This is a genomic window from Vibrio sp. E150_011 (genome assembly GCF_053544015.1).
Map to the genome: position 1 here is coordinate 225,602 of NZ_JBHFOL010000007.1, position 22,419 is coordinate 248,020.

Consider the following 22,419-nt stretch of genomic DNA (forward strand, 5'->3'; position numbering starts at 1 on the left):
GTTGGCCGGTAATACGTTGTGTGACGTCACAACGCAAATTAATTAAGCATACAGCGAGTCAGTCACTGGCTGGCTAATTAATGTGTTTACTGTTCGGTACAATGCTAACATTAACGGAATAGATTGAGAGGGAGTAAGACGTTGACTGAGCGAAGAGAGGGAGAGATCCACGTGTTTCAAGCGGAAGAGAATCCCTTGATATGGTCGGTTTTAAATCGATTAGAAAGCCGTTCTGATAGCTGGAAAATCCATATACTTGCATCAGAGCTTTGCAATGACGGTGTTATCCCTATTCTCGATTCTCAGCCAGAAAAAGACCTATTTAAGCGTAACTTCTTGTTGATGAATGCGTTGTATCAGCTGCAAGGTCTGCTTATCCCTGATAAGTGGCTAAACCTTGAAGCGATGGCGATCGAATTGTTGCCATTCAGTCCTTCAATCCATAACCTTTCTGTTGATGATCCACTGCGAGAATACTATTTGGATTGGTCGCACTATGATGCGGATTCATCGGAAGTTAAGCGATTATTAAATGCTTTCTGGGATCGCTATCAAGAACAGGTCGGCTCTCATGAGGTGACAATGTCACAAAAGGCGGCTTTTGAGTTTTTCGAATTGGACTGCCTAGCGACGCCAAAGGAAATCCGTCAGGCATGGCGTCGTCTTGCTTTAAAGTGGCATCCCGACCGAGAAGGCGGGGATGCCGAGCAGTTTACACTAGCTTGTGAGGCATGGTCACAGCTCAAGTCTCTATAATTTTTTTCAAGAACCTTAGAACCTAGAGCCTCAAGGTCACGCCGTTAGAGCGTTACATCAAACCAAACGCAGTCGGTCTGATGATTACCTTATTTCTCGTTCTACTACCTTGGCTGGCGCATTTTGGCACTGCGAAGACGATTTAACGCAGACAGGGTGTCAACGATGCGTGGCTTGGCTAAGTCGCCTGAATTGGGCATTCTAGCGCTCCAATCACCTTCTAATAATTCGACTAACGCCTTGGGTGGATGCTCTGACCAACCTGGCTGCTGTGCCAATTGGAACAGTAGCCAACCGATAGCATTCAATTCTGCATTTGATTCCAGTTGTTCTAGCGCTTCTAAGTCAATGGTATCCTTACCAAAGCGAAGTGAGTTGGCGCCTTTGCCTGATACTCGGAACTTGCCATCCGCTAAGATAGACAACAAATGCGCTGAATCGATATGGCGCGGCGGGATCAGTTCTAAAGGCTTTTCGCTTTCGTTTTGACGCTCACTTGGATGAAGCTTGACCACTTCTTTCGCTTTGTCTGTGACGTCGATCGCTTGATAGTCATGCATTTGAATCACGGTATCGGCAACGTCTAGATAATCACCTGAGCCACCCATAACGATCATGGTTGATACGTCAAGTTCATCACGAAGTTGACCCACACGATCAACAAAAGGGGTGATCGGCTCATCACCTTTAGAAACAAGTGCTTGCATGCGTTCATCACGAATCATGAAGTTCGTTGCTGATGTGTCTTCATCAATTAAGATTGCTGTTGCGCCAGCTTCAATAGACTCTTGTAACCAAGCGGCTTGCGACGTTGAACCCGAAGCATCTTGTGTGCTGAAATCTGAGGTATCTTTACCAAATGGCAAATGATTAATGTAATTGCTCAAGTTTAGATTATGTATTGAGCGACCATCTTCTGCTTTAATTTTGGTGGCTTCTGTCGAGGTGACAATACACTCACGTCCGTCGTTCGGAATATGGTTATAGATAGACCGTTCGATGGCGTTGAGAAGCGTTGATTTACCGTGGAAGCCACCACCAACAATGAGTGTTACGCCTTTTGGGACGCCCATGCCTGTTACTGCGCCGAGGTTAGGTCGTTGCAAGGTTATTTCTAACGAGCTAGGAGAAACAAACGCGATTGCGTCTTTCATTGGTAAGTCACAGTTGCCGGCAATACGGGGTAGAACGCTACCGTTGGCGACAAACGCGAGCAGGTTATGTTCATCGAGTTGAGCGCGGAGTGAATCCTGGTCTTCGATGATTTCGCAATGGCGTTTAAGTGCTTCTATATCGATCTCACGCTCAAGCGTCGCCTTACGAATGTATTTCGGTAAATGAAACGTCAGAATGTTAGAGGCTTTTTTGCCTAAGATACTGCGACCTTCTGCGGGTAAATTAACACGGAAACGTAGCTCGATACCTTCGTCGCTAAAAATGACCGATGTCGCATCCATCACCGTTTGGCCGGTAAGCGTCATAGAGACGTTATTTTCTTGTTTTGCAAACTCTACGAATGTGCGAGCAATAAAATCTCGTGCCGCAATCTGATAGCTCTGAGACGTTGATTTTAGCCACTCTAAACCCGTCAATGACCATTTTCTAAATGCACGCACTCGTGACGCGGCTGCATACGGATCGGATTGAACATGGTCAATATAGAAATCGAAATCAGTGAAGTCGTATTGGCCTTTAATTTGCTGGTAGGCACGGTAGTTCTGTTTCTCGATTTTTTTCAGTTTAGCTATCAAATGATCCATGACGAAATTTCCGCATTTCAAGAGTTTGGGGCGCGATTATAGGAGTCCGCGTGGTGATGGTAAAGACCTAAACGTCATTCTACCGACGATGAAGCGGGTATTCATTGTTTTTATGCCTATAACCGGGTCGTGGATGGACGTTACCGGACAATATCGACGACAAAAAACGATGCTTAACGAATGATAAAATCGTTTGGAATAGGATATTGTTTGATTAATTGGCTTTCAAATACATCACGCGGCATTGGTTTAGCGTAAAAATAGCCTTGGCCGAGGTCACACTGTTCGCGCCGAATAAAGTTGTTTTGATCGTTGGTTTCCACGCCTTCTACCACCACTTTTTTGTTTAACTTTTTTGCAATCGTAATTATGGACTTTAGGATGGCCTTGTCTTGTTTGTTGTACAGTACATTGACCAGAAACTCTCTATCAATTTTTAACGAATCGAAGGGAAGCTTTTTTAAGTAATTGAAGGACGCATACCCAGTACCAAAATCGTCTAGGGCAAACATTACGCCATGTTGCTTTAGGGCTTCGATATTTTTCCTTGCCACATCGAAGTTGCCGACTAAACAACTTTCGGTGAGTTCAAGTTCTAGGTTTGCTGGGGGGAGTTCATTTTGTTCTAATAAATGGATGACTTTTTCGGCAAAGTCTAATGAACAAATCTGCTTAGCTGACACGTTAACAGACAGGTGAAAGTTGGGCGCAATCTGAACCCATTCTGAAGCCCGGTCAATGGCGCTACGCAAAACAAAATATCCGACTTCGATGATCAGTCCATTTTTTTCCGCCATATGGATAAGCGCTTCATTTGATACGTCGCCAAGTATTGGGTGTTTCCATCTTAGCAGCACCTCGGCACCCATCCATTTACCCGTGGTAAGGTTGACTTGCGGTTGGAAATGCAGGATTAAATCATCATTTCTCACGGCCTGTAATAAGTAATTTTCCAGTTGGTTAAACTCTTTTTGCTCAATCTGGTCAGCATAAGAAAATACCTTGACTAAGGTACCTGACTCTTTACAAGCAACAGAAGCTTGATACGCATTATTGATAAGGTCTGTTGCGTCGCTGGTATGGTAAGAGTTTGCAACACCCATGTAGGCATGTAGATGAATATTGTGTTGCCCAACAATAAATCCTTCGCGCGCAACACTCGATAATTGTGTACATAGATTGGGTAAAAAAACATCATCGAGTGCTGGAATAATCGCTGCTAGGGCAATCTCTGTCGTAGAAACGCGTGCTATATGACTAATGTGAGGGGTACTGGTATGTATTTTTTGTTCGAACTCTTTTAATAACCGATCAAAGGCTTCACATCCGATTCGAGCTTGGACACGTTCGCCGTTGGTGAAGTGTAGGAAGATGACAGATAAGTAAACTTTATTAGAGGCCACTGCAGCCCCTTGGAGCATACGCTGCAACGCGTTCTCAAATCCAGAACGGTTTAGCATCTTTGTCGCGGGGTCATGAGTTTGTTGAAACACCATTTCCTGTTCCAACTTGCTTTGTTGATGCTGTATTGCCGTGATGGTGTTGCTCAGTAGGACAATTTGTTGGTCCTTGCCTTGGATTTGTTGTTGAAAAGCTCGCTTCACACGAAATAATTCATCAGATAACAAACGTAGCGTGAGAAAATGGTTAATGTGTTCACTTGCCCATCGTATATGTTTAGTGATCGGAGCCGATTGGCTGCAAATTTCAAACACTCCTAACTTGTTGGCATGTGGTAACGTGTCTACGATGTCCACATTGAATCGGGGAGAAACAGAAGGGGTGTGGCGCTGGGTGAATGAAGCTTTTAACTTGTCGGCTATTTCATGTTGTGATGCTCTATCGCAAGACAAAGATATAGGTGCTAATGCGTTGTTCGACTCGGTTTGGCTGTTGACGTCATGTAACAAGTGAATCGTCAGAAGATCGCCATCAACATAAAACCACCCAGACCATAGCTGGTCATTGTGATTGATGTAATCGCTAACAATCTCAGTTATTCTCCGAATGTCAGACGGTTGAAGCGCTCTATACTCAGTTACAGCTTGTTTCCTTTCCATCGTTATTCACCACATCCTGTGGAATATACACCTTGTCTAAGACCCAGACCCTCGGTGTGTCCAAATAATGATTAAAGTATATGTAATCCGCAGACGTTAATAAAAAAAGGCTCTCCCTAAAGAAAGGGAAAGCCTTTTAATGTACATCACGTCTCAGTAGTGAGAATGATTAAAGATGAAAAGCTAAACTAAGGTTTGAGTTTTTTAAGCTGCTCTAAATCAGTCTTTTTAGAGTAGTCGACCCCTTCGAGCGCGAATCCATTAAGGTTCAGGAATTCTTGTTGGAAACCATCAAAATCGCCGATGGTTCTAAAGTTAGTTTCATCCATTTGATTTAAAAGCTCGGCTACACGTGCTTGAGTGTTTGGATTAAGCTCATAGTCGTCCATTCTCAACAAGCGCTCACCGTCGACGGGAATACTTGATTGGTTGTAGAGCTTGGTAGCAAACAAGCGTTGCATTTGTTCAATACAACCTTCGTGGTTACCTTGTTCTTTCATGGTTTTATATAGCGCGAGCAAGTAGGGTGTTAAACCTGGGATAAAGACACTTGCTTTTGTGACTAGCGCCTTGCAGACCGCAGCGTAGGCATTGCCATTAAATGGAGATAGCTCCAGGTTTAATGCATGGCTGGTTTGGTGCAAATCGACTTTTGCACGGCCTAATGTGCCGTCTAGATAGATCTGATGGGTGACTTCAGGACCTATATATGAAAATGCGATAGTTTTACACCCATCAGCGATAGAGTCAGAGTTGATGAGCGTATCAATCCAATTGCCCCAATCTTGACCGCCCATGACTTTTAGAGTGCCTTCGATCTCTTCATCACTAGCAGGCTCGAGCGTCGTGTTTTCCCATTGTTCAGTTTCAAGATTAATGATACCGCCAGATACACTTTCACCAATCGGCTTAATAGCAGAACGCCAAAATTCACCGTTTTCTTTGGTACGACGGCCAGAGGCGAGGCTATAAATGATGAGATCAACTTCGCCTTCAAAATAGGTTTCAATCGCTTCAATTACTTGCTCACGAGTCTCGGTTGAGTATGCATCACCAATAATATTGATGGCTTGTCTACCTGACTGCTGAGCACGACGTTTGAAGTGAATATTATTGTACCAGCCAGCAGAACCCACACCCTTTTCAGAAGGGCCATGTTCAAATGATACGCCGATCGTATCGGCTTCTGCGCCACCAAATGTTAACGCGATTCGTGCAGCAAGGCCAAACCCAGAAGAGGCGCCAAGTATGAGGACTCGTTTAGGGCCATTTTTGATCGGTGTAGCTGATTTGACGTATTCTATTTGGTTATCGACCGCCTTTTTGCACCCTTCTGGATGCGATGAGCGAGCAACAACACCGCGAATAACCGGTTCAATTACCATTGATTACAACCTTCTAAGACGATGACAGGACACAGAGTAACGTAACAAGTTATTATCAACATTGAGCTAGACCATTAAAAACACACTATGTGGCTAAAAATTTGATAATAAAGGCAACAGAATGTGTCATGTTTTCGTGAGAAAAGAGAAAAGAGAAAAGAGAAAAGAGAAAAGAGAAAAGAGAAAAGAGAAATGCGCAGTAAGGGTACGAACTTTGAATCAATACCAGACGATCAGCTAACGTGCTTTGGTTTTCAGTTTCCGAAAGCACGTGTTTAATTGTGGTTCTGGCGATTTATAATGCCAAGTAGGGGCGAAGCTCGTTCGCTATTGTTTCAGCGATAAAAGGCTGAGCAACCGCTTTTGGGTGAAGACCGTCTTCCATCATCCATTCAGGTTTTGTGATGACTTGTTCTAGGAAAAATGGGATTAAGGGCGTAGACGTTTCTTCTGCGAGATCGGGGTAGATAGCTTCAAACATTTTTGCATACCTTTTTCCATAATTAGGTGGAATGCGAATCTGCATTAGCATAACCTTGGCACCAGCATCCTTACTCATTGTGATGAGCTGGTGTAAATTGTTCTTAACGATATTAGGTTGAAAACCTCTTAATCCATCGTTAGCGCCAAGTTCAATGAGTACATAGTCGGGCTGATGCTCTTCCAGTAAGCCAGACATTTTTGCTAAGCCATTGCCCGTGGTGTCCCCGGATACACTGCCATTGATAACCACAACAGGTTGCTCTGAAGTGGATAGCAAATCAGGGAGTAATGTCGGCCAACTTTGCTCTGCTTTCATGTTGTAACCGGCACTGAGACTGTCACCAAGAATCAGTATTGAGGTCGCTTTAGCATGAAACGATGCTAGGGATATAAGAATTAAAACAAAAAAGGAACGTTGCCAAATCATGAGTTCTTCCATAATAAAAGCCAAATCGGTATCGAAAGTAGTGTCTACGAAAACCGAACAATTAACAATCCTTGAAGGCGTAAATCTTTCTATTGATGCCGGCGAGTCCATCGCGATTGTTGGTACGTCGGGCGCCGGTAAGTCAACGCTGATGACATTGTTGGCTGGGTTAGATGTGCCGAGCTCTGGGTCCATTGAGTTACTGGGTAAAAAGATATCAGATCTCGATGACGAAGCGCGTGCCTCGTTACGGAGTGAACACCTTGGTTTTGTTTTTCAAAGCTTTTTGCTGATCCCAAGTTTGAGCGCACTTGGAAATGTCACACTGCCATGCTTATTAAGAGGCGAAAGTGAGGATGTGGACAAAGCGAAATTTTTACTTGAATCCGTTGGATTAGGGCACCGATTAGATCACCTTCCTTCTCAGTTATCGGGCGGAGAACAGCAACGTGTTGCCATCGCACGAGCATTTATGACCAGCCCTAAGATCCTCTTTGCTGATGAACCGACAGGAAACCTAGACCAAAACACGGCGCATAAAATTGTCGAGCTGCTTTTTAATCTGAACAAAGAACATGGTACGACCCTAGTACTTGTGACTCACGATCTCTCTCTCGCCAAACGTTGCGACCGTGTTTTCTTAATGGATGCCGGACAATTGAAAGAGGAACGCTAATATGGCTGGTGAATCAGTGAACAAGCGATTACTGCTGTGGAGCGTTGATGAGATAAGGCAAGGGCAGTTGTGGCCGATCGCATTATCTTTAACTATGATCATTGCCTGTATTTTCGGTTTGGCGGCACTGGCAGAACGTATGGAGCAGGTGATTGTTAAACAAGGTAAAGATGCGTTGTCTGCGGATACTATTTATATATCTGCGAATCCAATCTTGGACGACAATCTCACCTTAATTAAACAATCTGGTCTTGAAGCCTCGTACTACACGCGATTTGCAACCATGTCATTTAGTGATGTTGGAATGCAACTTATTACGGTAAAAGCCGTCGACGACGCCTTCCCTTTGCGCGGGTCATTAACGTTAGCATCAAAAAATCACCAACAGCATCATGTTGCTCCTGGTGAGCTTTGGCTTGATGAGCGTATTGCCGAGCAACTTAACGTTGTGGAAGGGGACGTGGTTACTGTGGGAGATGCAGATTTAACGGTGAGCGGCGTTATTGTCGAAGAGCCGGGAATCAGTTTTAACCCATTTCAACAAATGCCTACGGCGTACATCCATCAAGACTCGGTTGATGAAACCGGTGCCGTCCAGTTGGGAAGTCGAGTCCAATTCAGGGTTTACCTTGCCGGAGACGATGATGCGATACAAGGTCTGAAAACGGACATTGCGTTATCCCCGAGCGATCGATGGCGAGATCAAGACTCAGCAAGCCGCAGCAACGATATCTTTGAAAGAACGACACAATACTTGTCCCTAACGGTTGCGATCATCATCATTATGGCGGCGACGACCTTAGTATTGACGTGTCAGAACTACGTGCAAAGCCGCAGAAAAACGGTAGCGATGCTGAAAAGCCTTGGAGCAAGCAAGCGCTGGGTGATCCGTTGGCTAACCATACAGGCATTACTGTTAGTGACGATGGCTATTGTTGTCGGTATCGTACTTGGTGTGGGATTGGAGTACTTGTTGCGAATCCCGTTAACAGACTTACTTCCAAGTCCACTCCCAAGCTATGGTGCAATGCCGGCAATTATTGCCATTACGTCAAGCTTACTTATCGGGATCCCAGCGTTGGGTATCCCATTGTACAAGCTAGTGTCGGTTTCCTCGGTTGAGGTCTTGCAAAGTGTCGACGAGAAGCGAGGAGGTTGGATTTACCTTCTCATTGCCGTACCACTAATACCACTCGTGGTGGTTTACCAAAATAACACCTTGATATGGATTTTACTGGCAGGTATTGCTGGGTTGTTCTTGTTATTAGGCGGCGTCAGTGTTGTATTTACGTTGTTACTAAGTAGGGTCACGTTACCCGTTTCGCTGAAACTTGCCGTAAGCCGAATTAATCGGAGTAAAAGGCATACTGCGGTTCAGTATGGCGCGCTAGGTTTGTCATTAATGCTGTTGACCACGATTTGGTTGGTCAGAACGGATTTATTGAGTGACTGGCAACGGACGCTCCCAGCAGACGCCCCTAATGCGTTTGCGCTCAACATTGCTGAGCATGAGATAGAACCTTATTTAGAGGTATTGGATAGCCACTCGGTACAACGCTCGCAAGCGTTTCCAATTACGCGTGGGCGTCTCACCTTGATAAATGGTCAAGATGCAGAACTCTCCCAGAAAAAGGGCGATGTAGAAACGGATGCATTGAGTCGAGAGCTCAATTTTACCTATGCGTCTGCACTACCAGATTATAATGATGTCCTTGAAGGACAATGGACATCCGTTGGCGGAGTATCTGTTGAGCAGCAAGTAGCGGAAAACCTAAACATCAACATTGGTGATGAGTTAGGCTTCACCATCAATGGTCAAAGTGTGTCTGCGACCGTTAACTCCATTCGTTTTGTGGAGTGGCGTGACATGAAACCTAACTTCTATTTTATTTTCACTCCGGATGTAATGGAAAACATTCCTAGCGCTTGGTTAGTGAGTTTTAGAATCGAAGACAAAGACAATGAGTTAGTTTCCTCATTATCACGACAATATTCCACGGTCAGTTTAATGGATATTCGTTTAATGGGTGACAAGATCCAATCACTGTTGTCTCAGATAGTTTGGTCTATTACAGTCCTCGCGGCTCTAGGTGTCTTAGCAGGGGTGTTGCTTATCTTCACGTTGCTACGACTTAGCTTGGCGCAACGGCGAGATGAACTGCGTCTATATCGAACCCTAGGGGCTAGCCGGCAGCGTATTGTTCGAACCATTTGGGCCGAGTATGGCATTATGGCTTTGATCGCGGGCCTCGTGGCGACGTTGGGTGCCGAAATTGTCGTCGGCTTAATTATGAAACTTGGTTTTGAACTTCCATGGAACTGGCACTTTTCCACTTGGGTTGCTGTGCCTGTTATTGCTTTTATTACTTTAGCTGCAGTTTTGTTTTCGTTGATTAGACAGATGCTTAGTCCAAATAATAATGGCATATCATAACGTTTAAATTCAGTATTATTGAGTTATCCACAAAAACGGTGGATAAAGTCTTGGATAACTCAATAGTAAGAATAGTGACATAAAACCATAACCATTGATGTATCGACGATGGCGTGAATTCATCAACGTGTAATGTGTTTTCAACAGTTATTCAGTAAATTTATGTCAAGAAAAACATCACTAAAAATGTGATTTTTTTTAATGCTTTATCACGGTAAAATAACCATTCTATATAACGATAAAAACTAAACGATGAACTCAGTTTATGCTCAGGCAGCCAGCGGTAAAAGTGTTGCCATTATTGGGGGAGGTGTTGCGGGTGCTACCGTCGCACTTTACTTAGCCAAGCAAGGCGTTGAGGTAACGTTATTTGAGAAAAACGTTACCTTAGTGAGTGGTCCACCGATCTGCCACCTTCATGCTGGAGGCAACTTATATAGAGAGCTCTCACACCAGCACTGTATCGATTTGCTGGAACAATCAATAGCCTTCGTCCGGTTCTTTCCGCAGACTATCAATCGACGTCCTACCGTCATTGCAGTACCAAAAAATGATCAAGGTATTCCCGACGCTCTCTTACCCAGACTAGAGTTGCTAAAGAATACGTATAAAACACTGGTGGAACTCGATCCTAATAATGAAGTATTAGGTCAGCCCGAAGACTATTATCGTTGCGTAGAGCGGTCCGATTTAGAGACATTGGCATTAGCAGAAAGTGTTTCAAAGCCAACGAGCGTTGATGAATGGCTCATTCCGTTTGCAAAAAATACTGACCTCAATAAGTTAAAATACCCAGTCTACGTCGTACAAGAGTACGGTCTGAGTTTGTTTCGAGTCGCAGCAACCATTGAACTCGCTGCTGAGTTGCTACCCAATTTAACCGTCTGTACAGGTGTCAACGTAGAGCGGGTGACATCGCTTGAGCAGGGGGTGTCAATTGAATACGGCGATTCTTCATGTGGTGAGTTCGATTATCTCATTAATGCCTGCGGTTTTAGAACCGGTTTGATTGACGACCAACTGAATTATTCACGTCAGCGTATGGTTGAGTTTAAAGCAGCCTATATCACGCATTGGCAAGCGTCTTCTCATGAGAAATGGCCAGAAGTGATATTCCACGGTCAACGAGGTACACCACAAGGGATGGCTCAATTGACGCCTTATCCAGATGGTTATTTTCAGCTGCACGGCATGACGAGTGACATTACCTTGTTTGAAGATGGGTTAGTGCATTCGTCTGAAAACAGTGCGCAGCCTTGTCTCCCTCAATATCTGATGAATAAAGTGGATAATGGTTGGTCGTTTGATATGCAAAATCAGCGTTCGTTGAGTGCTATCTCGCACCTTAGTCAATATGTCCCTTCGTTTATTAACGCAACGCCTGCGGGCAAGCCATTGTTTGGGGCGCAACAAATTCCAGGAACAGATCCAAGTTTAAGAACGGCAGATGTGAGCTTCGAAGGTGAATGTTACGCTAGACTAGAGATAGTAAAAGCGTCATCTGCTCTACAAGCGGGAAAGAAAATTGCAGCGCAATGGTTTAATACAACGTTACGGGGTGACGTTTTTCTGACAAATGATTTTGAACTTAACATTGTCGAGCGAAAAGCGCGTGAATTGGCAGTATCACGTGGATACCCTGAATCATTGGCAAAGGCATATTGATTATCAATGATGACTTCTGTTGATTAGGGGGAAAAGGCCGTAAATACATAGGCAATGGTACGGGTATAAACATAGGTGACAGTGTTTATATAAGTATAGGTAACGGTACGAATAGAAGCATAGTCAAAAGGTCGTATTTGTTATGGAAATCATTATAATCACCGCTAATAAAAACAAGGAGTTGGCAAAATGAATATCCTAGTAACAGGCGGAGCAGGCTATATTGGTAGCCACACGTGTGTACAACTAATCGGTGCAGGTATGACACCGATTATCTTCGATAATCTTTATAACAGTAAAGTGGCGGTATTAGACCGTATAGAGCGTGTTTCAGGCTCTCGTCCAACGTTTGTTGAAGGCGATGTGAGAAATAAGCAAGCGTTGTTGGATGCGTTGACACAATACAAGATTGACGCAGTGATTCATTTTGCGGGTTTGAAAGCCGTTGGTGAGTCTGTCGAAAAGCCGCTTGAATATTATGATAACAACGTTAACGGCACGTTGGTGCTTGTGGATGCGATGCGCGATGCCGACGTTAAGCACTTAGTGTTCAGTTCATCCGCAACCGTGTATGGGGATCCTGCCTCCGTTCCTATCACTGAAGAATTCCCAATCAGTGCGACTAACCCTTATGGGCGCAGCAAACTCATGGTTGAAGAGTGTTTAACTGATTTTCAGAAAGCCAATCCTGATTGGACGATTACGTTACTGCGCTATTTTAATCCAGTTGGCTCTCACCCAAGCGGTGAAATGGGAGAAGACCCACAGGGCATTCCTAATAATCTCATGCCTTTTGTATCTCAGGTGGCAGTAGGGCGACGTGAATTTTTATCGGTCTTTGGTAATGACTATCCGACAAAGGATGGGACAGGCGTGCGTGATTACATCCATGTTATGGATCTAGCGGATGGGCACATTGCCGCGTTGAAGACGTTGGATAAGAATCAAGGTTTACATATCTACAATTTAGGTACGGGGAATGGTTATAGCGTGCTTGAAATGGTAGAAGCGTTTAGTGCAGCCTCAGGTAAGGATGTACCTTATAAGATAGTAGATCGTCGACCTGGTGATATTGCTGAATGTTGGGCTGATCCAAGTAAAGCTAATCGAGATTTGGGCTGGAAGGCCACTAGGACGCTAACCGATATGTCTTCAGATGGGTGGAAGTGGCAATCGCTTAATCCAACGGGATATCCAAACAAATGACTCGTTAAAACAGAATTGACAAAAAAAGGCGCTTAATGCGCCTTTTTTTGATCTGAATCCCGTTGTTAAGCGATTAAAAAGTGGCATGTTGTTATTTTTTTGATAAAATCAATTTGTCACTTAATAATAAGTGCAAAATTTCTTTTGAATATTTAGGGGAATACCATGGAGCTAGCGCTCATCGTCGCTTTTGTCGTTACCTCAGCGGTAATGGTAAAAAAAGAAATGGCAAAAAAATAACATCACTCACACCTTTTTGTTACAAATACTTTTAAGTGAATGAATTATCGAACTAAAACCGGCTTATGCCGGTTTTTTTGTGTCTGTAATATCTGCTAACAACAAAAATATTTTGTCGTAAAGGACAAAAATTATCGTTTTATTTTTAACGGTTAAACTCTTAAGGTGCACCCTCTTTCCGGTCATTCGTATACCGGTGTTTCACACTCAAAAAAACAAACTTAAATATCTAAGAGGATACTGCCATGCGCATTGCGATTCTATCTCGCAACGAAAACTTGTACTCAACTCGTCGCCTAAAAGAAGCAGGTGAAGCGAGGGGACACCAAGTGGATATCATTGATACCCTGCATTGCTATATGGATATTACGAGTAGTAACTCGAAAGTTCGTTACATGGGTGAGGAACTGCCGCAATACGACGCTGTTATTCCGAGAATCGGGTCGTCTATTACGTTTTACGGTACCGCGGTTGTTCGCCAGTTTGAGATGATGGGAACATTTTGTGTCAATGAATCGGTAGCAATAAGCCGCTCTCGTGACAAATTACGTTCCCTTCAGTTGCTGTCTCGTAAAGGCATTGGTTTGCCTAGAACCGGGTTTGCAAGCAAACCTGACAAGATTCAGGATCTCATTAAAAACGTAGGCGGGGCACCGCTGGTCATAAAGCTCTTAGAAGGAACCCAAGGCATCGGAGTCGTTTTAGCTGAAACTAATAAAGCAGCAGAGAGCGTTATTGAAGCATTCATGGGGCTCAAAGCTAATATTTTGGTGCAAGAGTTTATTGAAGAGGCCAATGGCGCTGACATTCGTTGCTTTGTTGTCGGTGGCAAGGTTATCGCGGCAATGAAACGCCAAGCAGCGGAAGGTGAGTTCCGATCAAACCTTCATCGTGGCGGAAGTGCTCAGTTGGTGAAGTTGAGTAAAGAAGAGCGCGCGACGGCGGTCAATGCAGCCAAAGCAATGGGCTTGAATCTTTGTGGTGTCGATATTCTGCAATCTAAAAATGGACCAGTGGTGATGGAAGTGAACTCTTCTCCGGGTCTGGAAGGCATTGAGAAAGCAACAGGCAAAGATGTCGGTGATTTGATTTTTGAATTCATAGAAAAAAATGCAAAACCTAACAGAAACAAAACCATAGGACGTGGATAAATGACAAAAGAGTTGGTGATAGCGGGAGTAGAAATACGCCCTGGAGAACGCAAAGAGATCGATATTCCGGTGGCTAAATTGTATACCGATGCCGAGGTGTCGATACCGATTCAAGTTATTCGCTCTAAAAAAGAAGGACCGACTGTATTTGTCAGTGCAGCCGTACATGGCGACGAGCTCAACGGTATTGAAATTATTAGCCGACTGATCGCGGAAAATTTGAAATTACAAAATGGGACGCTGATTCTTGTTCCAATGGTGAATGTTTACGGCGTATTAAACCAAAGCCGTTATATGCCAGATAGACGTGACCTTAATCGCTGCTTTCCAGGGTCTAAAAAAGGCTCATTAGCAGGGCGATTAGCGTATACGTTTTTAAACAGTATTGTTGCGCATTGTGATTACGGTGTGGATTTGCATACGGGCGCGATTCATCGTTCTAATTTACCGCAAATTCGTGCCAACTTGGATGACCCTGAAACCAAAATGCTCGCTGAAGCGTTTGCAGTACCAGTGCTGTTGAATGCGAACATTCGTGATGGCTCACTGCGTGAAGCTGCTGTGAACAAAGGTGCGCGTGTTTTGCTTTATGAGGCGGGTGAGGCACTGCGATTTGATGAGCTGTCTATTCAGACCGGTGTTAAAGGTGTTATTCGCGTACTTAAAGCATTGGGTATGATTCGAAAGCGAGTGAAAGCCGCCAACACTGAACCATTTGTTGCTAACCGCAGTGACTGGACCCGAGCTGACGCGAGTGGGTTTGTGAAGGAGTATGTCGCGCTGGGTGCTAAAATAGAAAAAGGAGAGGTACTCGCTGATATTAATGGCCCTCTGGGTAATAACATCAGTCAAGTTATCTCCAATCGAGCGGGAATTATTATTGGTAAGCAAAACATCCCGCTTGTTCAAGAAGGCGAAGCAATGTATCACATCGCGTATTTTGGAGATTGCGCAGAAGAGGTATTTGAACACATCGAAATCATGCAAGATTCGATTGTTCCCGTAGAACCGAGCATTTAAATTTATGCCTAACACTTATAACGACCGTATGATTATTGGCAACCTAGAGTTGTGTAGCCTGCCTGAGCTGGGTATCACTGACTTAGAGGTTCGCATTGATACTGGAGCGAAAACGTCATCCCTGCATGTGGACAATCTAACTCGTACAAAACGAGACGGTAGGCTATACGTGCAATACGACTTACATCCTGATATCTATCATTTGGAGCAAATCGTTCATTGTGAATCGTTAGTTGTCGATTCCAGACGAATTAAGTCTTCCAATGGTGATATTGAGCAGCGGTGCGTTATTAGTACCTTGTTTCGTTTAGGTGACAGAGAATGGCCAATTGAAGTGACACTCACAAATCGTCAAGACATGTCTTACATGATGTTATTGGGCCGCGAAGCCATGAATGAGAAAGTCTACGTAGACCCAAGCAGAGCGTTTCTTATTGACTAGGTGCCAATCAAATCGTAGTTGGGTGTTATTGCCATCATTCATGTCCCTAGTGTTTTCATACTACGTTCTATTTAGAAACCGTCGAAAGACGGTTTTTTTTAATGCAGGAATGCGAACAAAAAAAGCAGAATGAATGAACATTCTGCTTTGACTAGGAAGAATAAATAACAATTATGCTGGTTCTAATACGCTGTCATTTTCCATATCGTAATCGTAATCTTTCGATGGTTCACGAAATTTTGACTTGCTATTGAGGGTGTGGAACGCTTTTCTACCGCGCGCTAATCTCACATACTTAAGCCAGGTATGCTCAAGTTTAGTTTTAGCTTTGCTTGGGTTATCGATGACTTTCAAAAAATGTTTTTCATCAACGTTTTCTGGTGATATTGCGCTGAGCTCAAGGGCTAGCATGGTTTCACCATAGGTCACCAAAATGTCTTCTTCCAGAAGGGTAAAATCACCGGACTTAGCAAAACCACGAGGGAATTTTGCGGCGTCATAAAAACGTTTTTTTCCGTGGCGAAATTGAGTATCAGTCATAGCGTTCTCAATGAAAAATATAGGTTAGAGCAAGATGGCTAAAGGGGTTCATTGTCAATCGTCGTAACGTTAGAGACCCATGAATCCAGTATTGTTTCAAGGCTGAAAATAGAGCGAAATAGAGGCGAAATAAAGCGAATTGTTTTTGTCGAAATAATAAAAATTATTTATGCTTAAAGTTGTGCAATTAGATAGAATGTTGAGTGAATTAAAGAGAAGCTCAGTTACTTAAATTGGTTTGAGAATTGATTATGGATGTAAAGGTATTTCAAACTTTCCTTGAAGTCGCAAAGGAAAAGCATTTTGGGCGCGCGTCTGAGAATTTGTACATCACTCAAGCTGCTGTGAGCGCACGAATAAAACAGCTGGAAGAATTCTTTGATACTCGGCTGTTCACTCGCCACAGAAACAACATTCAGTTGACGTCTGCTGGAGAACGTTTGGTTGGCTACGCTGAAGTGATGGTTTCGACATTAAAGCAGGCGACCTTCGATCTTTCGTTAGAGAGCAATAAAGCCTTGCAGCTTACGATTGGCGGAACGCCCAATATCTGGGATGCCTACCTACAAAATTGTTTGAGTGTTGTAACGGATTCATTGAGCGGCTATGGTTTTGTTGCTGAGTCGCAAGGGCGTGAGCAACTTAACCGAAAGCTACTCGAACGAACGCTCGATCTGGCGTTTTCATTCGATCCATTCAAATTGGAAGAATTCAAAAGCCATCAAATTTCTGAGCTATCGCTTGTATTGGTATCAACCAAGAAACGTCCTGTCGATGATGCGTTTAACGATAAGTATGTGTATGTCGATTGGGGGACACAATTTAGCTTTGAACACGCGGTTAGACACCCTAACATACCAGCGCCTTATCTGAGGACATCGACTGGTCGTATCGCGTTAGATTTCATTTTAGAGAAGGGCGGGTGTGCTTATCTGCCGCTGACATTGGTCGAACCGTTTATTGAATCTGAACAGCTCTACGTAGCGACGGATTCGGAGGCGTGGTCTATCCCGTTGTTCATTAGTTATCGTAAAAACAGCACCGCGATTGACGCGATACTGCAAGTCGAGACGCTTATTAATACCATTGAACCATCGCCTTCATTCTTAATGCAACAAGCGAGTGAATCCCCAGAATAACAATTACGCGCTTGGCTTTTGGTGCAAAGTGAATGACAAACAGCGTAATAACAAACAGTAAAACGACAAACGCCACCGAAAGGTGGCGTTTGTCGTTTGCATTTGTTAATCAAATACCAAGCGTCGTTATGTCTATAACCTTGCGCTTATGCGGTGGCAACCGTTAAGTTGTTCATCCAATACCGCTTAAGATAACGGTGGAAGCACAAACAAAACTTAACGACCTCTTCCATGAGCATACAGGCGTAAACGACCTGAAACTCAAACCCAAAGATGAACGCGCCTATTGCGGTTAATGGTAGGCCAACCATCCACATGGCGATAAAGTCCATGCGTAAACAGAATCGATTATCGCCACCGGCTCGTAAGATACCGTTAATAATAATAAGGTTCAGCATGCGTAGCCAAATCGCACAGCACATCACGACCATCACAGGGGCCGCTAAAGGGTAAAGTTCAGCATCGGTAAGGTTCAACCACGCCAAGACGGTTTCTCGCCCGAGTAATAACAAGCCGCCGGTTAAAATACCAAAAACAAAAACCGCTTTAATAAAGAATTTAGACATCTTGAAAGCATGTTCAAATTCATCTCTGCCTAAAGATTGACCAAGTAGGATGGAGCATGCCACCGAAATACCAAAAAATAATGAGTAGCATAGCGATTCAAACGGACCAATCATACTAAACACCGCAAGTTCAGTTGTGCCCATGTGGCCAAAGATCACCTGGTACATGAGTGTGCCCATTGCCCATAAGATCGCGTTCATCGTGGTCGGCACTGCAAGCTTTTTATAAGACTCCCAAAGACGAGTGTGAGACTCGAGTTTTTCAACATTAAGTAGCCAATGTTTACGGTAATGGAGGAAACCCCAGATTAGACCGACCTGCAGTAGTCGAGATATTGTGGTTGCTAACGCGGCTCCCGCAACCCCCATTGGAGGTACGCCAAAGCCTCCCTTTATTAGCCAAAAATTCAGTGAAATATTCACAACAATTGTCACTGCCCCTAATAATAGCGGCGTGACAGCGTCACCTGATGAGCGCATGGCAGATTCAGCCATAATGACGACATGTGTCAGAATCAAAACAGGAAATGCGTACCATAAATAGGTTGAGCCAAGTTCGATTACCGCGCTGTCGCTGGTTTGAAGCATCATAATAAAGCTAGAAAACAGCGTGATTATTAACGTCACGGGGATGAGAAGTTTGGCACCAAAAATCATGGCTAATTGTGTTATGGTTTTGGCTGAACGCTTGTCATTGCGCCCCCAATATTGAGCAACAAGAACGCCATTAGCGGAGGCCATTCCAGCCATGATCATGATAGCAACAAAATGCCATTTTGAGGCAATACCGACAGCTGCCGTTGCCTCATGGCCAAAATCGCTGACCATCAAAACGTCAGCCATCGCCAAAATAGCCACGAGAGCACTTTGAATCGCGACAGGAAAACCAAGCTTAACGACCGTCGATAACATTTGGTTTTGAGTAGCATTCTTCGATGACATAGGGTGGGTGTTGGTGGTCATAGCTGCTCCTGATTAAGTGTGATGGCTATCATAAATTTTGCGTGTAATATAAGGAAAACAACTGAGTATCGCCATGTTTAAAAATAAACAAAACCTGTGCAAATCTATCATCGAACAATTTAACACCAAATCGACTTGGGAAGATGAGGTGTACTTGTCAAATGAGTGTGAAGAGCGGTTCTTATCAGAAAATGATATTCCTGAATTTAAATCGGAACAGATATTCATGGCGGGCATGGCAAATTTAGTCGATGGTTACCATGTCGAGCGCCGAGGAGTGGACGTTCACACCCTACTTTTCACGATTGAAGGAGGAGGCATATTAACCACGGAAACTAAGGTAGAGGCGATCGAGCCTTACTCCATCGTCGTGCTACCCGCCCATCAGCCATTTCGATTTGAACTTAATCCTCAATATAAATACTGGCGAATGATATGGTTTTTGCCTAAAGCCACGTCACGTTGGAAGCCCGTCGCTGATCTGGGGCAAAAGGTCGTGCCATTTCATGATTGTGAGCGAATGTGGGCGTTGATGACTTTGCTTTATCACGATATTGGGCATCGTTCTAGCTACCGAAAGTTATTAGTGAGCGAGGTTTGTCGTTTGATTACCGGGTTTGAGTCTCCGACCTCGGATTCAACGGTGCGAGTCCAAGCGTTGTTCAATTTGATAGAAAGCCAGCTGCATTTACCGTGGACGGTGCAAAGTATGGCCGAACGTACGTTCTTGAGCGAGGTTCAACTTGCACGGCTTTGTAAGCAGCTTTACGGTGTGTCTCCAAGAAGTAGGCTGATTAACCTAAGAATGGAAAAGGCCTGTGATCTACTTCGAAATAATGATTGGACGATCGGTATGATTGCGGAGCGCTTGGGTTACAAAGACCCGTTCAATTTTACCCATCGCTTCTCTAAACACATCGGCTGTTCGCCGTCTGCGTTTAGAAAGAAGGCAATCGGTAATAATTGAACGAATATGGCTATCTAGTGGATCAGAGAAACGGATTAAGCCATTGTTCAAATTGTGATTTTGGAAGCGCGCCATTTAATTGGTCAACACGCTCGCCGTTTTTGAACACCATGATGCATGGGATGCTTCTTATTTGGTAGCGAGCGGCGAGTTGTTGCTGCGCCTCGGTATCTATTTTTACAAAACGAGCGACGCCTTTTTTCTCAGCGGCAGTTTGTTCAAACACAGGCGCAAAACCGACGCACGGGTTACACCACGACGCCCAAAAATCGACCACGACAGGCTGAGTGCTATTTAAAATGGTATCGAAGTTGTCAGCGGTACCTTCAACGGGGGCACCATCTAATAATGGCGCTTTACAACGACCACAGTTTGGTGATTCGACGATACGTTCTGACGGGATGCGGTTGAGGCCTTTACATGATGGGCAGCGGGTATTGATTGTTGACATGAGCTTTCCTAATAACGGTGAATTAAAATCAGCAGGCTTTGTATTTATTCAGCTTCTTTGAGCTTAGCCTAACTACCAACCATACTAACAGAGAAGTCGTGAATGAATAAATGCGGTGGTTGCTTAGGTTGCTTAAGTCGCCTGAGTATACTGAACAACGTTGTTGGTATGGTGCTAATCTTAATTGCATCGCGACGAATATTTTTCGTCTATTAACCTTGCTGTATAGGGTTCTTTAAGGCTTTCTGTTACACTCGCGTCCCTTTAATTTTCCTGTTGGCGAATTTATGTCAGAAATCAATAAAACTTCCGCACAAAACCAAGCGTTGAGCTTTGCTCAATTTAAATTGAGCGAGACGATCAATAATAACTTAGACAGCTTGGGTTACCATTCGCCAACACCAATTCAAGCACAAGCGATTCCTCATGTTCTAGCGGGTAAAGACGTATTGGCAGGGGCGCAAACAGGGACGGGTAAAACGGCAGGCTTTGGTATTCCATTAATCCAAAAGCTAATGGATAAGCCCGCACGCGAGCCACGCGCACTGAATGCGATTCGTTCATTGATTTTGACGCCAACTCGAGAGCTTGCTCAACAAGTCTTTGATCATTTAGTGCCACTTGCACAAGCGACCGGTATTAAAGTGGTGGTTGCTTACGGTGGCACAAGTATGGGTGTACAAACGAAGAACTTGAGAGGTGGCGCGGATATTTTGATCGCAACACCAGGCCGTTTGCTGGATCACCAACACGTTCGTAATATTACTTTAGCTGAGTGTGAGTATTTGGTGCTTGATGAAGCCGATCGAATGCTAGACATGGGTTTCATGCCCGATCTCAATCGTATCCTAAAGCGTATGCCGCGAAATCGTCAGACACTGATGTTTTCAGCCACATTTGAACAGCGTATTAAAACCCTTGCTCACCGTATTATGATGTCGCCTGTTGAAGTTCAGGTATCACCAGAGAATTCGACTGCCGATACCGTCAAGCAAATGGTTTATCCAGTCGATAAAACTCGTAAGCACGAATTGCTTGCGTATCTGATTGGTTCCAAAAACTGGCGACAAGTTCTGGTTTTCACCAAAACCAAGCAAGGCAGTGATGCACTAGCGAAAGAACTCAAGCTTGATGGTATTAAAGCCGTTTCAATCAACGGTGATAAAAGCCAAGGCGCACGCCAAAAAGCACTCGATGACTTTAAAACGGGTCAGGTTAGGGCATTGATTGCAACAGACGTTGCGGCACGTGGTCTTGATATCCAACAACTTGAGCAAGTGGTGAACTTTGACTTACCTTATAAAGCCGAAGATTACATTCACCGCATCGGCCGTACTGGACGAGCAGGGCAAGTCGGTTTAGCGGTATCGTTGATGAGCCATGAAGAACAATATTTGCTGGAAGCCATCGAAAGATTACTTGATGAGCGTTTACCGCAAGAATGGTTAGCTGGATTCGAGCCGCGCCCGTTAAGCGAGATTGAAACGGACAAGCCAATGAAAGGTCGTAGCCGTTCTTCAGAAAAGCGCCGAATGAAAGCAAAACTAAAAGTTCATTCAGGACGTGGGAAAAAGCGCGGTTAATCACGCTTTCATTATTGACGATACAGAGACGTCCCTCTAGGCTTCTGTATCGTCAATGTAAAGTATCTGCTCAATCGCGACATACTAGATTGTTAGTCACACCAATCTTCGTTAAATACACTCACTTCCTGATTCAAATTTAAGGGGTTGCTTGCGAGTAAAAAGCGGCCACATCTCTTAGGTCTTCATCGCTCAAATTTTGTAACTGAGCTTGCATCATTTCAGCGAGTGCACCAACTCTCTCTCCGTCTTTATAAGCCTTCATTGCATTGAATAGATACAACGGATCTTGACCATTTAGGTTCGGGTATTCGAGCTGTGTCGGCTTTCCATAAGGTACATGACAAAAAACACAACTTGGAGACTTTTGTTGGCCCAATTCGGCACGGCTGGCGTCATTACTGGTTGCGGTAAATGAGGTAAGGGATAGTAAGAGTGCTGTGATGACGAGATAAATGCGCATACCCAATGTCCATTGTGAAGTAGAACTTGAGTATAAAGGTTG

Annotated in this window: 19 protein-coding genes; 11 read left to right on the forward strand and 8 right to left on the reverse strand. The window is 44.1% G+C overall.

Translation table 11 applies throughout. The features are described 5' to 3' along the window. Nucleotides 1-141: 141 nt before the first annotated feature. Nucleotides 142-756, forward strand: a complete 615-nt coding sequence (locus ACE1OE_RS13395; RefSeq protein ID WP_449211378.1) for a DNA-J related domain-containing protein — start codon at nt 142-144, stop codon at nt 754-756. Between the two features lie 104 nt (nt 757-860). Here ACE1OE_RS13395 and ACE1OE_RS13400 read toward each other — a convergent pair whose 3' ends face one another. The 4 genes from ACE1OE_RS13400 to ACE1OE_RS13415 form a co-directional block, all read right to left on the reverse strand. Further along, nucleotides 861-2,516 carry a P-loop domain-containing protein gene (locus ACE1OE_RS13400; RefSeq protein WP_449211379.1) on the reverse strand — a complete coding sequence of 552 codons (1,656 nt, stop codon included), beginning with the start codon at nt 2,514-2,516 and terminating at the stop codon, nt 861-863. Nucleotides 2,517-2,689: 173 nt separating this feature from the next. Further along, nucleotides 2,690-4,576 carry a putative bifunctional diguanylate cyclase/phosphodiesterase gene (locus ACE1OE_RS13405; RefSeq protein ID WP_449211380.1) on the reverse strand — a complete coding sequence of 629 codons (1,887 nt, stop codon included), beginning with the start codon at nt 4,574-4,576 and terminating at the stop codon, nt 2,690-2,692. A 188-nt stretch (nt 4,577-4,764) separates the two neighbouring features. Next, nucleotides 4,765-5,961 (reverse strand): enoyl-ACP reductase FabV, encoded by a 1,197-nt coding sequence (fabV, locus tag ACE1OE_RS13410; RefSeq protein WP_449211381.1) that lies wholly within the window; start codon nt 5,959-5,961, stop codon nt 4,765-4,767. A 295-nt stretch (nt 5,962-6,256) separates the two neighbouring features. Beyond that, entirely contained in the window at nt 6,257-6,871 is a 615-nt protein-coding gene (locus tag ACE1OE_RS13415) for an arylesterase (RefSeq protein ID WP_372061933.1), read from the reverse strand. Between ACE1OE_RS13415 and ACE1OE_RS13420 the strand changes: the two genes are divergently transcribed. The 7 genes from ACE1OE_RS13420 to ACE1OE_RS13450 all read left to right on the forward strand — a co-directional run bounded on the left by ACE1OE_RS13420 (nt 6,870) and on the right by ACE1OE_RS13450 (nt 15,705). Then, nucleotides 6,870-7,547, forward strand: coding sequence for an ABC transporter ATP-binding protein (locus ACE1OE_RS13420; protein ID WP_102470256.1), 678 nt, complete (start codon nt 6,870-6,872; stop codon nt 7,545-7,547). The genes ACE1OE_RS13415 and ACE1OE_RS13420 overlap by 2 nt on opposite strands. 1 nt (nt 7,548) lies before the next feature. After that, nucleotides 7,549-9,981: an ABC transporter permease gene (locus ACE1OE_RS13425; protein WP_449211382.1), complete on the forward strand. Its 2,433-nt coding sequence runs from the start codon at nt 7,549-7,551 to the stop codon at nt 9,979-9,981. A 252-nt stretch (nt 9,982-10,233) separates the two neighbouring features. Next, nucleotides 10,234-11,646, forward strand: a complete 1,413-nt coding sequence (locus tag ACE1OE_RS13430) for an FAD-dependent oxidoreductase (RefSeq protein ID WP_449211383.1) — start codon at nt 10,234-10,236, stop codon at nt 11,644-11,646. Between the two features lie 189 nt (nt 11,647-11,835). Further along, a complete protein-coding gene (gene galE / locus ACE1OE_RS13435; protein ID WP_102470259.1) occupies nt 11,836-12,852 on the forward strand; it encodes a UDP-glucose 4-epimerase GalE in 1,017 nt (338 codons plus the stop codon). Nucleotides 12,853-13,337: 485 nt separating this feature from the next. Further along, nucleotides 13,338-14,243 carry a 30S ribosomal protein S6--L-glutamate ligase gene (gene rimK, locus ACE1OE_RS13440; protein ID WP_102470260.1) on the forward strand — a complete coding sequence of 302 codons (906 nt, stop codon included), beginning with the start codon at nt 13,338-13,340 and terminating at the stop codon, nt 14,241-14,243. Next, nucleotides 14,244-15,263 carry a succinylglutamate desuccinylase/aspartoacylase family protein gene (locus ACE1OE_RS13445; protein ID WP_102470261.1) on the forward strand — a complete coding sequence of 340 codons (1,020 nt, stop codon included), beginning with the start codon at nt 14,244-14,246 and terminating at the stop codon, nt 15,261-15,263. 4 nt (nt 15,264-15,267) lie between these two features. After that, nucleotides 15,268-15,705 carry an ATP-dependent zinc protease family protein gene (locus ACE1OE_RS13450; protein ID WP_102470262.1) on the forward strand — a complete coding sequence of 146 codons (438 nt, stop codon included), beginning with the start codon at nt 15,268-15,270 and terminating at the stop codon, nt 15,703-15,705. Nucleotides 15,706-15,876: 171 nt separating this feature from the next. On the opposite strand, the gene ACE1OE_RS13455 is transcribed toward ACE1OE_RS13450, so the two are convergent. Then, a complete protein-coding gene (locus ACE1OE_RS13455) occupies nt 15,877-16,245 on the reverse strand; it encodes a DUF413 domain-containing protein (RefSeq protein ID WP_102470263.1) in 369 nt (122 codons plus the stop codon). A 251-nt stretch (nt 16,246-16,496) separates the two neighbouring features. Here ACE1OE_RS13455 and ACE1OE_RS13460 point away from each other — a divergent pair, with 251 nt between their 5' ends. Further along, nucleotides 16,497-17,384 carry a LysR family transcriptional regulator gene (locus tag ACE1OE_RS13460; protein ID WP_449211384.1) on the forward strand — a complete coding sequence of 296 codons (888 nt, stop codon included), beginning with the start codon at nt 16,497-16,499 and terminating at the stop codon, nt 17,382-17,384. Nucleotides 17,385-17,530: 146 nt separating this feature from the next. Here ACE1OE_RS13460 and ACE1OE_RS13465 read toward each other — a convergent pair whose 3' ends face one another. Beyond that, nucleotides 17,531-18,913: an MATE family efflux transporter gene (locus tag ACE1OE_RS13465; RefSeq protein ID WP_102470265.1), complete on the reverse strand. Its 1,383-nt coding sequence runs from the start codon at nt 18,911-18,913 to the stop codon at nt 17,531-17,533. Nucleotides 18,914-18,986: 73 nt separating this feature from the next. Here ACE1OE_RS13465 and ACE1OE_RS13470 point away from each other — a divergent pair, with 73 nt between their 5' ends. After that, entirely contained in the window at nt 18,987-19,880 is an 894-nt protein-coding gene (locus tag ACE1OE_RS13470; RefSeq protein WP_102470266.1) for a helix-turn-helix transcriptional regulator, read from the forward strand. 22 nt (nt 19,881-19,902) lie between these two features. Here ACE1OE_RS13470 and trxC read toward each other — a convergent pair whose 3' ends face one another. Next, on the reverse strand, nt 19,903-20,331 hold the full coding sequence (trxC, locus tag ACE1OE_RS13475; RefSeq protein ID WP_372061926.1) for a thioredoxin TrxC: 429 nt from the start codon (nt 20,329-20,331) through the stop codon (nt 19,903-19,905). Between the two features lie 287 nt (nt 20,332-20,618). Here trxC and ACE1OE_RS13480 point away from each other — a divergent pair, with 287 nt between their 5' ends. Further along, on the forward strand, nt 20,619-21,914 hold the full coding sequence (locus tag ACE1OE_RS13480) for a DEAD/DEAH box helicase (protein WP_102470268.1): 1,296 nt from the start codon (nt 20,619-20,621) through the stop codon (nt 21,912-21,914). A 139-nt stretch (nt 21,915-22,053) separates the two neighbouring features. Here the strand turns inward: ACE1OE_RS13480 and ACE1OE_RS13485 are convergent, their stop codons facing one another. After that, nucleotides 22,054-22,377, reverse strand: a complete 324-nt coding sequence (locus ACE1OE_RS13485; RefSeq protein ID WP_372061923.1) for a c-type cytochrome — start codon at nt 22,375-22,377, stop codon at nt 22,054-22,056. Nucleotides 22,378-22,419: the final 42 nt, after the last annotated feature.